13 protein-coding genes are annotated in these 14884 nt (G+C 41.1%); 7 read left to right on the forward strand and 6 right to left on the reverse strand.

What is annotated here, in order from left to right:
* Positions 1 to 19 precede the first annotated feature (19 nt).
* The 4 genes from KPF51_RS02305 to KPF51_RS02320 all read right to left on the reverse strand — a co-directional run bounded on the left by KPF51_RS02305 (position 20) and on the right by KPF51_RS02320 (position 3949).
* Positions 20 to 1294, reverse strand: coding sequence for a multifunctional CCA addition/repair protein (locus KPF51_RS02305; RefSeq protein ID WP_005724300.1), 1275 nt, complete (start codon positions 1292 to 1294; stop codon positions 20 to 22).
* 9 nt (positions 1295 to 1303) lie between these two features.
* A complete protein-coding gene (locus KPF51_RS02310; RefSeq protein ID WP_005724301.1) occupies positions 1304 to 1915 on the reverse strand; it encodes a TIGR04211 family SH3 domain-containing protein in 612 nt (203 codons plus the stop codon).
* Between the two features lie 64 nt (positions 1916 to 1979).
* Entirely contained in the window at positions 1980 to 3242 is a 1263-nt protein-coding gene (locus KPF51_RS02315; RefSeq protein ID WP_005721095.1) for an inorganic phosphate transporter, read from the reverse strand.
* A 26-nt stretch (positions 3243 to 3268) separates the two neighbouring features.
* Positions 3269 to 3949, reverse strand: coding sequence for a TIGR00153 family protein (locus KPF51_RS02320; protein ID WP_005721097.1), 681 nt, complete (start codon positions 3947 to 3949; stop codon positions 3269 to 3271).
* Between the two features lie 175 nt (positions 3950 to 4124).
* Between KPF51_RS02320 and KPF51_RS02325 the strand changes: the two genes are divergently transcribed.
* Positions 4125 to 5192, forward strand: a complete 1068-nt coding sequence (locus KPF51_RS02325) for an inorganic triphosphatase (protein ID WP_130561971.1) — start codon at positions 4125 to 4127, stop codon at positions 5190 to 5192.
* A gap of 3 nt (positions 5193 to 5195) precedes the next feature.
* Positions 5196 to 6575 (forward strand): DNA repair protein RadA, encoded by a 1380-nt coding sequence (gene radA / locus KPF51_RS02330; protein ID WP_005724307.1) that lies wholly within the window; start codon positions 5196 to 5198, stop codon positions 6573 to 6575.
* A 21-nt stretch (positions 6576 to 6596) separates the two neighbouring features.
* On the opposite strand, the gene KPF51_RS02335 is transcribed toward radA, so the two are convergent.
* A complete protein-coding gene (locus tag KPF51_RS02335) occupies positions 6597 to 6950 on the reverse strand; it encodes a hypothetical protein (protein WP_010906545.1) in 354 nt (117 codons plus the stop codon).
* 153 nt (positions 6951 to 7103) lie between these two features.
* On the opposite strand from KPF51_RS02335, the gene lrp reads away from it, so the two are divergent.
* The 5 genes from lrp (at position 7104) to serS (ending at position 13908) form a co-directional block, all read left to right on the forward strand.
* A complete protein-coding gene (lrp, locus tag KPF51_RS02340; RefSeq protein WP_005721107.1) occupies positions 7104 to 7583 on the forward strand; it encodes a leucine-responsive transcriptional regulator Lrp in 480 nt (159 codons plus the stop codon).
* A 4-nt stretch (positions 7584 to 7587) separates the two neighbouring features.
* Positions 7588 to 10380 (forward strand): DNA translocase FtsK, encoded by a 2793-nt coding sequence (locus tag KPF51_RS02345; RefSeq protein ID WP_061406188.1) that lies wholly within the window; start codon positions 7588 to 7590, stop codon positions 10378 to 10380.
* A gap of 10 nt (positions 10381 to 10390) precedes the next feature.
* Positions 10391 to 11008, forward strand: coding sequence for an outer membrane lipoprotein chaperone LolA (lolA, locus tag KPF51_RS02350; RefSeq protein ID WP_061406187.1), 618 nt, complete (start codon positions 10391 to 10393; stop codon positions 11006 to 11008).
* An 11-nt stretch (positions 11009 to 11019) separates the two neighbouring features.
* Positions 11020 to 12363, forward strand: coding sequence for a replication-associated recombination protein A (locus KPF51_RS02355; RefSeq protein WP_216711812.1), 1344 nt, complete (start codon positions 11020 to 11022; stop codon positions 12361 to 12363).
* Between the two features lie 258 nt (positions 12364 to 12621).
* A complete protein-coding gene (gene serS / locus KPF51_RS02360; RefSeq protein ID WP_061406185.1) occupies positions 12622 to 13908 on the forward strand; it encodes a serine--tRNA ligase in 1287 nt (428 codons plus the stop codon).
* 73 nt (positions 13909 to 13981) lie between these two features.
* Here serS and cdd read toward each other — a convergent pair whose 3' ends face one another.
* Entirely contained in the window at positions 13982 to 14875 is an 894-nt protein-coding gene (gene cdd, locus KPF51_RS02365) for a cytidine deaminase (protein ID WP_061406184.1), read from the reverse strand.
* Positions 14876 to 14884 lie beyond the last annotated feature (9 nt).

A 14884-nucleotide genomic window follows, 5' to 3' on the forward strand; every position in this document is an offset into this window, starting at 1 on the left:
TTGTGATTATTTTACGAGCTTAACACGGATTAGTAAAGCGCGGGAGGATTTCCGCGCGTGTCTGTTTAATCGCGATTATACGACGGCGATTGAGTTCATCACGAATGGCTTGCTGCTGGAAACCTTGTTGGATGATGTCTTGCACGTTGACTTGCAGAGCACTTTGATAAAGTTGCCAGAGAAATTCACGTTGTGGATAGTCAACTTGTTCAAATCCGGTCCTACCACGCGTGTCTGCAATACAGACTAATAAAAGTGCTTTAAAACGTTCCGGCTTACGCCAGACATCTAGACGATTGAATAATTTCAATATTGTCTCCGCACGTAATTCAAAGGCTTTGTGTATGTGCGAATGATATTCACAACAAAGTTCTGCAAAATCTTGAATTGCGTGAGGTAATTTAAAGCGCTGACATAAGCGTCTTGTCGGCATGACACCAGCTTTTTCATGTCCATAATGATGTGGCAATATTTCTTTTGGTGTTAAGGCTTTGCCTAAATCATGACAAATTGCAGCAAAACGTACCGCACTTTTGTCACTATCCGTGTTTTCTGTCAACAAGACTGCTTGTTGTAGGACCAGCATAGTATGCACAAACGTATCTATTTCCGGATGGTATTTCGCGGGATTGGGGACGCCCTGTAATGCAGCTAATTCAGGAAACAGTACTTGTAATGCGCCCACCTCTTGTAGCGTTTGGAAATACACTTCAGGATGCGGTTCTAATAAGGCTTTTTCTGTTTCTAACCAGACACGTTCTACGGTTAGGTTTGACAGCTCACCACTTTGTGATAACTGTTGCATCAATTCGCGGGTTTCAGAGGCAATAGTGAAGCCAAGAGCATGGTAGCGAGCAGCAAAACGTGCCACACGTAATACGCGTAGCGGATCTTCTGCAAATGCGGGGGAAACGTGGCGTAAAAGACGTTGTTTTAAATCCGTAAGACCACCATAAAAATCATAGATTTTTCCGTCAAGATCTTGAGCGAGCGCATTGATGGTTAAATCACGTCGACTTAAATCTTGTTCCAAAGAAATTGTAGGTGAAAAGTCACAAATGAAGCCAGTATAGCCGCTACCCGCTTTACGTTCTGTTCTAGCGAGAGCATATTCTTCTTTTGTTTGGGGATGCAGAAAAACAGGAAAGTCTTTGCCGACTTGTTGATAGCCTTGTGATAGTAAATCGTCCGGCGTTGCACCAACTACGACCCAATCACGATCTTTCACAACAAGATTGAGGAGCTGATCTCGCACAGCACCTCCAACTAAATAGATTTTTATCTTGTTGTTCATCGTTGATCGTTATGCCCAACCATTATTGCGACGGCGTTTTGGTAGAATGAATGGGATTAACAAACCTAACAATAAACCCACACCGAGAACAGAACCACCATAGATAAACCATTGGATCGCAATTTCACGTTTACCCGCATCTAGCATTGCTTCAAGATCACGGTTTTTATTTTTGGTGATTTCTAACTCACGTTTTAGCTGAGAGTTTTGTTCAAGTAATTGACTGCTTTGTTGCTCCGCTTGGTTAGCACGACGCTGCATTTCACTAGTACGTTGTTGCCAGTCACTATCTAAGCGGTTCAGTTTCATGGTCAATTCTTGGATCTGAGTCTTTAACTTAGGATTTTCTTCTTTACTACTTGGAGTAGAAGTTAACTCACTGGTTAAGATCCAAGCATCACGATTTTTGCTATCACGGATTAAGGTATAACGGTCTTTTTGATCTAAAACCGTGACCGCTTCGCCTGCTCGGATAGCGCCCGCAATTTTATATTGTTCGCCTGCGCCTTTACGCAAAAATGTGCTTAAGTTTTCTGTGACATATCTGGTTTCTGCGTAGGCAACTTGCATGGATACACTAAGAAAAAGACAAGAGAGTAAGACTTTAGCGATTTTTTGCATAAAACAATATCCTATAGTAAAACAAAATGAAAAGTGTGGCTTAGGCACCACACTTTATAACATATTAGTGGAAAATAAAGCTAAGTACATAATAAATGATAATGGCAAAAAATGCACCTGCAGGTAAAGTGACGATCCAAGAAGCAATAATATTGCGGATCACATTCAGGTTGAGTGCAGCAATACCACGTGCAAAACCGACACCTAATACGGCGCCTACCAATGTTTGCGTGGTTGAAATTGGCAACCCAGTACCTGACGCCACAACAACGGTGATGGCTGTTGCAAATTGCGCCGCAAAACCACGACTCGGCGTGAGATCTGTGATGCCTGTTCCAATGGTTGCCATCACTTTATAACCCAATACGACTAAGCCCATCACAATACCGATTGCACCAAGTGGTAAGATCCACCAAGCCAATTGTGTTTTTGGCAAAATTTGCCCACCATGTTCTACAATCGAAACGACCGCAGAAAGTGGACCAATCGCATTAGCGACATCATTAGAACCATGTGCGAATGCCATAGCACAAGCTGTCAGAAGCATTAGAATACTGAATACTTTCTCAACACCACCAAAGGTACCACGTTGTACTTTTTGGATGAAATTTGGGCTTCTGAAATAAAAATAGCACACTACGATAGAAATAATGCCAATCAGTAATGAAATCAGAAAGACTTCAAAGCCATTTAAATGTAAACCAATGTGTTTTAGCCCTTTCGTTAATGTCACAATACATAGAATAAAGGCGGTGATCCCCATGTAGTAAGGACCATATTTTTGCGCATTTTTTAGGGGCTCATCAGTATCGAAAATCAATTTTTGCGTGCTGGCAAAAATACCGTAAGCGACAATGCCCGCAATAACCGGTGTAATAAACCAACTGCCGACAATGTTTTTAATTGTGCTCCATTCTACAGCCTCTTTACCCACGGTGACGCAAGCAAAGCCAACCACCGCACCGACAATCGAATGCGTAGTAGATACAGGCCAACCCATGCGTGAAGCAATTAATAACCATAATCCAGAAGCAAATAGTGCCGCCATCATCCCTAAGACTAAAATATCTGGTGTGTCCACAAATTTCATGGGATCAATGATGCCGCTTTTAATGGTTTCAGTTACTTCACCGCCCGCCAAATAAGCCCCGGCGGATTCAAAAATCATTGCAATAATAATGGCTTGCTTGGCAGTAATAGTACCTGAGCCAACAGAGGTGCCCATTGCATTTGATACATCATTCGCACCAATACCAAAGGCCATGAAAAAACCAAATGCAGCCGTAATAAAAACGAGCAAAGTACCATATTGATTAAGTAGTTCCATTTTTGTTCTTCCTTAAAACCGATGGGTTATGAACGAGCTAACATTAACTCAATTCGTGATCCTACGCGTTGAGCTTGATCCGCTAAGACCCCAACCCATTCCAGCGTTTTATACAAGAACATGACATCAATTGGATTATAACGAGACTCTAAACCAAGTAACATTTTTCTTAACTTGATTTGCATTTGATCCGTATCATCTTCAATCGCATCTAATTCATTGATCATGCGATTGACAAGATCTAATTCGCGCCCTTTAAAACCGGTTTCGAGCAGTTGCTCCATTTCATCAATTACGCGATGGGCTTGGATAATGGCATCTAAGCTGCGTTTGACATATTTTTCAAATTCCGGTTGCATACTTTCAGGAATGGCAAAATGACGACCAATCATACGACCTGAAATATCTTTTGCAAAATTGGCTAATTTGTCTTGTTGTGTGACTAATTCCAATAAATCTGTACGATCAATTGGCATAAATAAACCTCGTGGCAGTTTCAAACGGATTTCACGTTTTAACGTATCAGCTTGACGCTCGCATTCTGAGATTTTCGCGCGGAGTTCTTCCGCTTTATCCCACTCACCGTGGAAGGTATGTTCAAAGAACGGAATAAGTAAATTACAACACTCAGTCACTTTCTCTGAATGTTTTTGTAAGGGTTTTAACGGCGAATGTGCAAATAATCCAAGGATATTATTCAGTGCCATAAGGTGACTCCCAATAGAGATTGATCTAATTTTTCAGGCGAATATTACATGATGTTAGCTAAAAATTCACGATTTTAATCGAAAAAGTTCAGTATTTATTGGATAATGCCCGCGTAAAATCACATTACTGTTTTTTCCGTTTTATATAATTTATTGAAATAAAAGGAATTTTATTATGGGGAATGAAGTCGAGTTAAAATTAGCTGTGACGCCCAAGTTTGCTGATTTATTACATCAAGAATTAACGAATTTTCGTATTCTTGCGCATAACACAATCTTTTTGGCAAATACTTATTACGATACCGCGGATCGCGTCTTAGCAAAACACAAAATGGGGCTACGTGTACGGCAAGAAAATCAACAATACACGCTCACATTAAAAACGGATGGTGAGGTTCACGGCGGTTTGCATATCCGCCCTGAATATAATGTTACTTTGCCTGATGCGCAGCCAAACATATCGTTATTAGTTGAAAAATATGCTTTAACATTGCCGAATTATGCACAATGGGAATTAAAGCCTGTATTTAGTACAGACTTTGAACGTGAGAGTTGGTTAATCGAATGTGGTAACGGAACTCATATTGAAGTGGCGTTTGATCAAGGTAAAATTGTCGCGGGAGAAAAACAGACACCGATTTGTGAAGTTGAATTTGAATTAAAGTCAGGTCTTCCTATTGATTTACTTCGTTTTGTCCAAACGCTTACATTAGAAAACGAGATCCGTTTAAGTTCAGCGTCAAAAGCCAAAAGAGGTTATCTTTTAGCAAATCCGACTTCCATGACAGTAACGAACTGGTTAGAGAAGTGGCGCGAGTTTCTACAATTTACACAAAACACGACAAGTGCCTTGGCTAAATTGAGAGCATTATTTCGCTTAGAACAAGACTTAATTGAGGAAACCTTTGCAATTGGAGCAGACTATTTTGTTGCAGATTTCTTGCGTACAGTAGAGTGGATTGGCGCGTTCTTTAATCTCTATCACTATTATGTTGAACAGGCAACGTTGTTAGACAGCGCGTTAAATCAACAGGTCGGCGAGGAGAATGCGTGTGACCAAACATATTTACTGGACTTGTTAGACAGTCATCACAGTTTATTACAACAAGTACGTGAATTGATTCGTTTGCACAGTGAAAGTCAGGATAATCGCCTTGTGTTAGACAAATTACTGGGCTTGTTGCAAACAGGTCATTATGTGAAACGTATGATCCATTTAACTTTTTTAACGTTGAGTAATTAATTTATGGCTAAGGCACCTAAAACAGCATATGTGTGTAATGATTGTGGCGCAGAGTTTTCTCGTTGGCAGGGACAATGTGCGGCATGTAAAGCTTGGAATACGATTAGTGAAGTGCGTTTAGTGTCATCTAGCAATAGCGCAAAAGGCGATCGTTTTAGTGGCTATGCTGGTGAAACGCGCGCGAAGATCCAAACCCTTGCTGAGATTTCATTACAGGAAACACCGCGTTTTTCCAGTGGTTTTCACGAGTTGGATCGCGTTTTAGGGGGCGGTGTAGTACCGGGCAGTGCAATTTTAATTGGTGGTCATCCGGGCGCAGGCAAAAGTACCTTATTGTTACAAGTGATGTGTGGTTTAGCTCAAAATATGACCGCACTTTATGTGACAGGGGAGGAATCTTTGCAACAGGTGGCTATGCGTGCAAAACGATTAGGCTTACCTACAGATAAATTAAACATGCTGTCTGAAACGTCAGTTGAACAAATTTGTCAGCTAGCGGATCAATTAAAACCGCAAATCATCGTGATTGACTCCATTCAAGTAATGCATTTAGCGGATATTCAGTCTTCGCCAGGGAGTGTGGCACAAGTACGTGAATGTGCCTCTTTTTTAACGCGTTATGCGAAAACCCGCCAAGTAGCGATTATTATGGTGGGACATGTGACGAAAGACGGAACTTTAGCGGGTCCTAAAGTCCTTGAGCATTGTATCGACTGTTCAATTTTGCTCGAAGGAGAGGCGGATTCTCGTTATCGTACTCTACGTAGCCATAAAAATCGTTTTGGTGCCGTGAATGAACTCGGTGTGTTTGGCATGACAGAACAAGGGTTGCGTGAAGTGAAAAATCCATCAGCCATTTTTTTGAGCCGGGGCGAAGAGCAAACGCCGGGGAGTTCAGTGATGGTGATTTGGGAAGGAACACGCCCTTTATTAGTTGAAATTCAGGCGTTAGTTGACCATTCCATGTTAGCAAATCCGCGTCGTGTTGCTGTAGGGTTAGAACAAAACCGTTTAGCCTTGTTATTAGCAGTATTACATCGTCATGGTGGCTTACAAATGTCGGATCAAGATGTGTTCGTTAACGTAGTGGGCGGTGTTAAGGTCACGGAAACCAGTGCAGATTTAGCATTGTTATTGGCATTAATTTCCAGTTTCCGTAACCGCCCATTGCCACAAGATTTAGTGGTTTTTGGTGAAGTGGGGTTAGCGGGAGAAATTCGCCCAGTGCCAAGTGGGCAAGAGCGTATTGGTGAGGCAGCGAAACATGGCTTTAAGCGCGCAATTGTACCTTTCGCAAATAGACCGAAAAGTGCGGTGCCGAATATGGATGTTTTCACCGTTAAGAAATTGTCGGATGCCTTGGCAATTTTAGAGAATTTCTAAGTGATGTGGTGGCTGTTATATTTATAAACAGCCACCGCAGCTACCACATCGCCAATCTTCTTGATTGACGGCTTGGTAAAATTGACGTAAGTAAGGTTCTTCTAAAGGAATATTCGCTTGAATAAAAACGTCGCTTAACCAGTCTATATTCGCAAGAATCCAGTCATCTTCATCTAGCCCTTCTAAATATAATCTGTCTTCAGGATCAATAAAATAATAGATCCCCTGTGTTCCCATATCTTTTTCTCGACGTTCAGGCGGCAAGATTAGAGTAGTGTTTAAATACTGGATTTCCCAATGTCCTAAACACAGGGTATTACCTTTTGATGTCCAATTGGCGATAAAGGGATTTTTCAACGTTTTCCTCAGTAACATGCTTTTTTTCTAGTGTAAGTCTTGAGAAAATGAAAAACGAGAAAAAAAGAGAGTAAGTATGATTTAAGACAAAGAAAAAAAATTAAATTTTGAAAAATGGTGTAAAATTAGTTAATCTCACTAACATATTGCCTTTTTAACCGCAGAGGAGTTATGGAAAAGAAACTAATGAAAGCCCTAGATAGTATTGATATCAAAATTCTCAATGAGTTACAACGCAATGGAAAAATTTCTAATATCGATTTATCAAAAAAAGTCGGGCTTTCTCCCACACCTTGTTTAGAACGAGTAAAGCGCCTTGAAAAACAAGGTGTGATTATGGGATATCGTGCTTTATTGAATCCTGAATTATTAGATTCCCCTTTATTGGTGATTGTGGAAATTACATTAATTCGCGGTAAACCGGATGTGTTTGAAGAATTTAATGCCGCAGTACAACAATTAGATGAAATTCAAGAATGTCATCTTGTCTCCGGTGATTTTGACTATTTATTAAAAACGCGCGTTGCGGATATGGCGGCATATCGTAAATTGCTCGGCACAACCTTACTACGTTTACCCGGTGTAAATGACACACGTACTTATGTCGTGATGGAAGAAGTCAAACAAACCAATTTTCTCCAACTGAAGTAATACAATGATTAAACGAATTTCTGAAAAATTTACCCCTAAGCAGTATCTATTGGCATTTTTCTTTCTTGTGGGCATGCTGTTTGGCGTGTATTTGATCGTTGCTTGGTCAAGTTATTCGCCATTAGATAATTCGTGGGCGTCTTCAAGCTATATTCCTACTACGATTAATAAAGCGGGGAGATTCGGTGCTTGGTTTATTGATTTATTTTTTGTGTTATTTGGGCACGTTGGGCATATTATTCCCTTTCTTATTTTTGGTATTTCTTTTTACTTCTGGCGTCGTAAAGGCAAAGTGCCATTCAGCTTTTTTCGCTTAAGTCTTTGGCTTTTGGGCTTCAGTATTTTTTTATGTGGCGTGTGTGTTTTATTTACCTTACTGTTTTCTAATACGCCTTACTATTTATCTGGTGGTGTGTTGGGAGGAAGTTTAGTGACAGCCTTTTTCCCTATGTTAGATTTTGTGGGGTTAATGCTTTCTGGCACTTTGTTAGCACTACTTGGTTTTGTCCTTTGTTCAGGTACTTCTCTTATTCGTTCGTGTATTTATTTTTATGATTGGTTGACCATGAAAAATCCTACACAAACGCAAGAGGAAGAAACGATTTCCGCCACACCAGTACAACAAGAGCTGGCATTGCAAGAAGAACCATCAATACAAAGTATAAATGAAAGTGAACGTGTTTTTGTTAGCGAGGCGCCATCAGCCACAATGGATGAAGAGAAGTCATTAATCAATATTGAAAACTTGATTCAAATTCAGGGGCTCGAATCTGCTTCTCAAGCGAAAGAAAGCACGATCCCAACAGTACCTCTAGACGATGTTAATCAGGTAGAACTCGGCGGTTATGCTGTCGAACCAGAACTCGCTTTGCCAAGTGTCAGTGTGGCTTTTGTTGAAGACACTGCGCTATCTTCCTCTGAGGCAGAACATGAGGATAGCAAGCCGTTCACTACACAAATTCCTCACACCACAGGAGAGCCACTCGTTGCGACTGAGTTTGCGATGCCTAAAGTTTCGCTATCTCCGTTAGATACAAGTTTATCGGACAATAGCGAGATAGCACGGGAAGACGAAAGTGATCTTGCTCGTCAATTTGCCGCGCAAGAGCAACAGCGCCGTGAGGAAATGGCTTTGCGTGCAAAAGCCCTCAATGCGGAAGAAGCATTGCAAACAATCTTGGCGGAACCTGAAATTAGGCAAAATAGCACGGCGGATGTCAGTGACAGCACGACACCGCATTATAAACCTTATGGTGAGTCACTAATTCATCCAGCGTTACAACAAAAGGTGACGACGCAGGTAAAACCGACTACCCCCATGCCCAGTTTGGATTTGTTAGAACATCGCCCGAGTCAAGCGCATCGCATTACACAAGAAGAAATTATTGAAACCTCACAACGAATTGAACATCAATTACGTAACTTTGGGGTGAAGGCAACAGTGAAAGATGTGTTAGTAGGACCTGTGGTGACACGTTATGAACTTGAATTACAACCGGGTGTCAAAGCATCGAAAGTGAGCAGTATTGATACGGATTTAGCACGCGCCTTAATGTTCCGTTCGATTCGTGTGGCGGAGGTGATTCCAGGAAAACCTTATATCGGTATTGAAACCCCTAATGTTAATCGACAAATGGTGACATTACGTGAAGTGCTAGACAGTGATGTGTTCCGTCAGTCTAACTCTTTGCTTTCTATGGCATTAGGTAAGGATATCAGCGGTAAACCAGTAGTGGTGGATTTAGCCAAAATGCCACATTTATTGGTTGCAGGCTCCACCGGTTCAGGGAAATCTGTTGGGGTAAATACCATGATTTTAAGTTTACTTTTCCGGGTGAAACCCGAAGAAGTAAAATTTATTATGATTGATCCTAAAGTAGTAGAACTCTCGATTTATAATGGTATTCCTCACTTGCTGACGGAAGTGGTGACAGACATGAAAAAAGCCGCGAATGCATTGCGTTGGTGTGTTGATGAAATGGAGCGTCGTTACCAATTACTGTCGGCATTAAGAGTTCGTAATATTGAAGGCTACAATGAAAAAATTGAGGAATATGAGGCGATGAATATGCCGATTCCGAATCCAATTTGGCGACCTGGCGATACCATGGATACGTTACCACCGGCGTTGGAAAAACTCAGTTATATTGTTGTCATTGTGGATGAGTTTGCAGATTTAATGATGGTGGCGGGCAAACAAGTCGAGGAGTTGATCGCCCGTTTAGCACAAAAAGCCCGAGCGATAGGTATTCACTTGATTTTGGCAACACAACGTCCATCGGTTGATGTGATTACCGGTTTGATTAAAGCCAATATCCCAAGCCGCATTGCTTTTACTGTCGCCAGTAAAATTGATTCACGCACCATTCTCGATCAAGTGGGGGCTGAAGCCTTATTAGGACGAGGGGATATGTTATATTCTGGTGCGGGCTCTTCTGATTTAGTACGGGTGCATGGTGCTTTTATGAGTGATGATGAAGTGGCACGCGTAGTGGATGACTGGAAAGCACGTGGTAAACCGAATTATATTGAAGGTATTTTAGACAGCGGGGAGGATGAGGCTAAAGAGAGTAATGGCGCCAATTCTGATGCCGGTGAGCTAGACGATTTATTTGATGAAGTGGTGGAGTTTGTAACCAGTACAGGAACGACGTCGACTTCATATATTCAACGCAAATTTAGAGTAGGCTTTAACCGGGCGGCCCGAATTATGGATCAACTCGAAGAACAGGGCATTGTTTCTGCGATGCAAAATGGCAAACGTGAAGTGCTTGCTAGACGTTCTTCGGACTTTTAGGAAAGTAGAGATGAATAACATGTTATTAAAAACCACCGCACTTTTGACCCTCTTTTTGAGCAGTGCAGCTTGGGCTGATGCAGCAAGCGAATTACAGCAACGTTTGAGCAAGGTGAATGTGTTGAGTGCTGATTATGCTCAAACAGTCAGTTCGTCAGACGGAAAAAATGTTCAACAAGGCAGTGGGACATTAAAAATCAAGCGTCCAAATTTATTCCGAATGGATAATAAAACACCGCAAGAAAACCAGATTATTTCAGATGGGAAAACCTTGTGGTTTTATGATCCCTTTGTTGAGCAAGTGACAGCAAATTGGGTCAAAGATGCCGTGAATAACACACCTTTTGTTTTGTTGACGAGTGACGATAGCAGCCACTGGGCACAATACAATGTGGAACAAAAGGCAGATACATTTACCCTCAAGCCAAAAGCAAAGCAGAGTAATATTAAGCAGTTTGATATTCGTATTGATAGTGAAGGGGTATTGCGTAACTTCAGTACTATTGAAAAAGATGGTCAAACGAATTTGTATATTTTACGTAATATTACCAACCAACCTTTAGCTGACAGTGTATTCAAGTTTAGTGTGCCTAAAGGGGTAGAACTCGATGACCAACGCCAAAAATAGTTAGAACAGTGATGTCGAATTTAAGTTTTGACTTTGCCCAACAGGCTTTTCAACCTTTAGCCGCCAGAATGCGTCCGACGACATTCGCTCAATATTGTGGGCAGTCGCATTTAATCGGTGAGGGAAAACCTTTACGTAAAGCACTTGATGCGGGTCATGTGCATTCCATGATCTTATGGGGACCGCCAGGTACGGGCAAAACGACTTTAGCAGAGATTATTGCACGGCAGATTCATGCTGACGTTGAACGTATTTCTGCCGTCACCAGTGGTATTAAAGAAATTCGTGAGGCGATTGAACGAGCAAAAGAAAATCGCTTAGCTGATCGACGTACGATCCTGTTTGTTGATGAAGTTCATCGTTTCAATAAAAGTCAACAAGATGCCTTTCTACCTCATATTGAAGATGGCACCATTATCTTTATTGGGGCGACAACTGAAAATCCTTCCTTCGAATTAAATAATGCCTTACTTTCGCGAGCCAAAGTATATATTCTAAAATCGTTGAACACACAAGAAATCACCGAGGTGTTAAAGCAAGCACTGTTAGATGAAGAACGCGGGCTAGGCAAAGTGCGGTTTGTTTTAGAAGAGAATGTATTAGAATTTTTAGCTGAATATGTGAACGGTGATGCACGCTTAGCCTTAAATAGTCTTGAGCTGATGGCGGATATGGCAGAGGAAACGGAAGCAGAAGCAGGGAAAGCTTTGACACTCAGCTTATTAAAAAACGTGTTAGGTGAACGTCAAGCGCGTTTTGATAAACAAGGTGATCGGTTTTATGATGCAATTTCTGCGCTACATAAATCAGTACGAGGATCTGCACCGGATGCCGCATTATATTGGTATGCTCGGATTTTGGCAGCGGGGGGTGATCCGCTTTATGTGGCACGACGTTTACTCGCGATTGCTTCTGAAGATGTGGGTAATGCGGATCCGCGCGCGATGCAAGTGGCACTTGCTGCTTGGGATTGCTTTACTCGAGTCGGTGCGGCGGAAGGGGAGCGTGCGATTGCACAAGCGATTATTTATCTGGCGGTTGCACCGAAAAGCAACGCAGTTTATCGTGCATTTAATCAAGCGAAACAACACGTTAAAGAAACGCCAGATTATGAAGTACCAGCACATTTACGCAATGCGCCTACCCATTTAATGAAAACATTGGGCTATGGTGAAGCATACCGTTATGCGCATGATGAAGAACATGCTTATGCTGCGGGCGAAAATTATTTCCCAGAAGCGTTGAAAGACACACAATATTATTTTCCAACTCATCGTGGGATGGAAATTAAAATCAAAGAAAAGCTCGATTGGCTTAGACAACAGGATCAACAAAGCAAGAAAAAACGTTATTGAAAACTGCCGTATGGCGAGTTTAATACTGCTCGAAACATTAACTAAAGCACCTGTTTTCAGGTGCTTTTTGTTAGCTGACTGGTGAGGGTGCTGATATTCGCAGGATAGGCAGGAAAATCTTACTTTTTGATGGAGATTAATCTGAGAATCCCTGATTTTGAACTGGTTTATTAGGTTAATTCGATCTAAAATAGATGAATTATTTTTATGCAAAAGTGCGGTTAATTCCGTTTAAATTTTAAGAAAAGTAGGTAAAAAATGATCGATCCAAATCTATTGCGTAATAATCTTGAGGAAGTGGCTGAAAAATTAAAAGTAAAACGTAATTTTGTGCTAGATGTTGCCTTATTAAGTGAATTAGAAGAACAACGTAAAAGCTTGCAAGTCAAAACAGAATCACTTCAAGCAGAACGTAATGCGCGTTCAAAAAATATCGGCCAAGCGAAAGCACGTGGTGAAGATATTTCAGCATTATTAAACGAAGTGGAACATATGGGCATTGAATTAAGTACCACAAAAGCACATTTGGATGAAGTGTTAGCTGAAATTAACCAGATCGTTCTCGCCATTCCAAATTTACCTGCTGATGAAGTTCCGCTTGGCAAAGATGAGAGCGAAAATCTCGAAGTGTTCCGTTGGGGAACACCAAAAACCTTTGATTTTGATGTGAAAGATCATGTGTCATTAGGTGAAGGTTTGAAAGGGCTAGATTTTGCGGCAGGAGTAAAATTAAGTGGCTCTCGTTTTGTGGTGATGAAAGGACAGATCGCCAAATTACATCGTGCGCTGTCTCAATTTATGTTAGACCTCCATACTGAGCAACATGGTTATACCGAAACCTATGTCCCTTATTTAGTTAATCACGCTACTTTATATGGTACCGGGCAATTACCAAAATTTGGTGAGGATTTATTTCACACCAATGCGTTAGAAGGCGAACAACCTTATGCATTAATTCCAACAGCAGAAGTACCCGTCACGAACTTAGTTCGTGATGAAATTCTCGATGAAGCGGATTTGCCTTTGAAAATGACAGCGCATACTCCTTGTTTTCGTTCTGAAGCAGGATCCTATGGGCGTGATACCCGCGGTTTAATTCGTATGCATCAATTTGATAAAGTGGAGTTGGTTCAAATTGTTGCACCTGAAACTTCAATGCAAGTGTTAGAAGAATTGACAGGACAAGCAGAAAAAGTCTTACAGTTATTAGAGTTACCTTATCGTAAAGTCTTATTATGTACAGGTGATATGGGATTCGGCTCATGCAAGACGTATGACTTAGAAGTATGGTTACCGGCTCAAAATACCTATCGTGAGATCTCTTCATGTTCAAATATGTGGGATTTCCAAGCTCGTCGCATGCAAGCGCGTTGCCGTTCTAAAACAGATAAGAAAACACGTTTAGTGCATACTTTAAACGGCTCTGGCTTAGCGGTTGGACGCACTTTGGTCGCGATTTTAGAAAATTACCAAAATGCAGATGGTACCATTACCGTTCCAAACGTATTACGTCCATATATGGGCGGGTTAACACAGATTGGTTAATCATTTCGCGTTTAAAAAAGCGGTTCCTTGTTGTAAAGAGGTGACCGCTTTTTTCATTCTATTTTTGTGTGGTTTACAGCGCAATATAATCAAGTGGGATATCAACGAGGTTGGCAACTAAGTCTTCAGCCATATGGCGATAGCATAAGTGATTTGCTTTTTCGATCATGACAATACGTTGGATATTTTGTAAGGTATCACCACTGAGTAAAAGGTGATTTAGTGCGACCTGTAATGCTGGTAAACTTGGGTTAAATGCGGCATTTTCCGCATAACTGCCCCGATAAATTTGTTTATCTTTTGTTTCAATAGCGATGCCGTGATATGACTTCGAATAAGGTGCATGTGCGGCATTGGCACATTCAAGTGCGGTCAACATGACAGGATCTTGCGTTTCATATGTAAGCTGGTTATTTTGTGCATCTAATAAAAAGTGCTGAATATCCAAATCAGCCGGACCAAATGCATCAGGTAAATAGCTATGTAATAAGTTATTTTGACTGTGTGGTAAATGAATTTTTAACTGCGGGGCGGTTTTTAATTCATTCATAAATTGGCGACAATGACCACATGGCGTATAGTTGACGACCACATCGGTAATTGCACTTTCGTGATTCATCCAAGTATGAGAAATCGCACTTTGTTCAGCATGGACGGTTTGTTGAATATGGGTCGAGGCAAACTCTAAATTCGCACCGAAATAATATGCACCACGTTGTCCAATCGCAATAGCCCCAACATGAAATTGGGAAATTGGAGCGAGAGAGTAAGCTGCTGCAATTGGTAAGAGCTTAAGTGCGAGTTGTTGTGGTGTAAGCTGATGTTTAGTACAAAGATGTTCAACCGTAAAATAAGGTAACATGCCTTTAAAATGTTGTTCTTGCAAAATATGCCATACATCTTGTGCTAATTGTTGGGACTCAATTAGTGAGAGCGTTTTTCGGATTTTCTCTGAAATTGGGATCATTATGTTTCT

Source organism: Pasteurella sp. XG20, assembly GCF_018968665.1.
Classification (GTDB): domain Bacteria; phylum Pseudomonadota; class Gammaproteobacteria; order Enterobacterales; family Pasteurellaceae; genus Pasteurella; species Pasteurella multocida.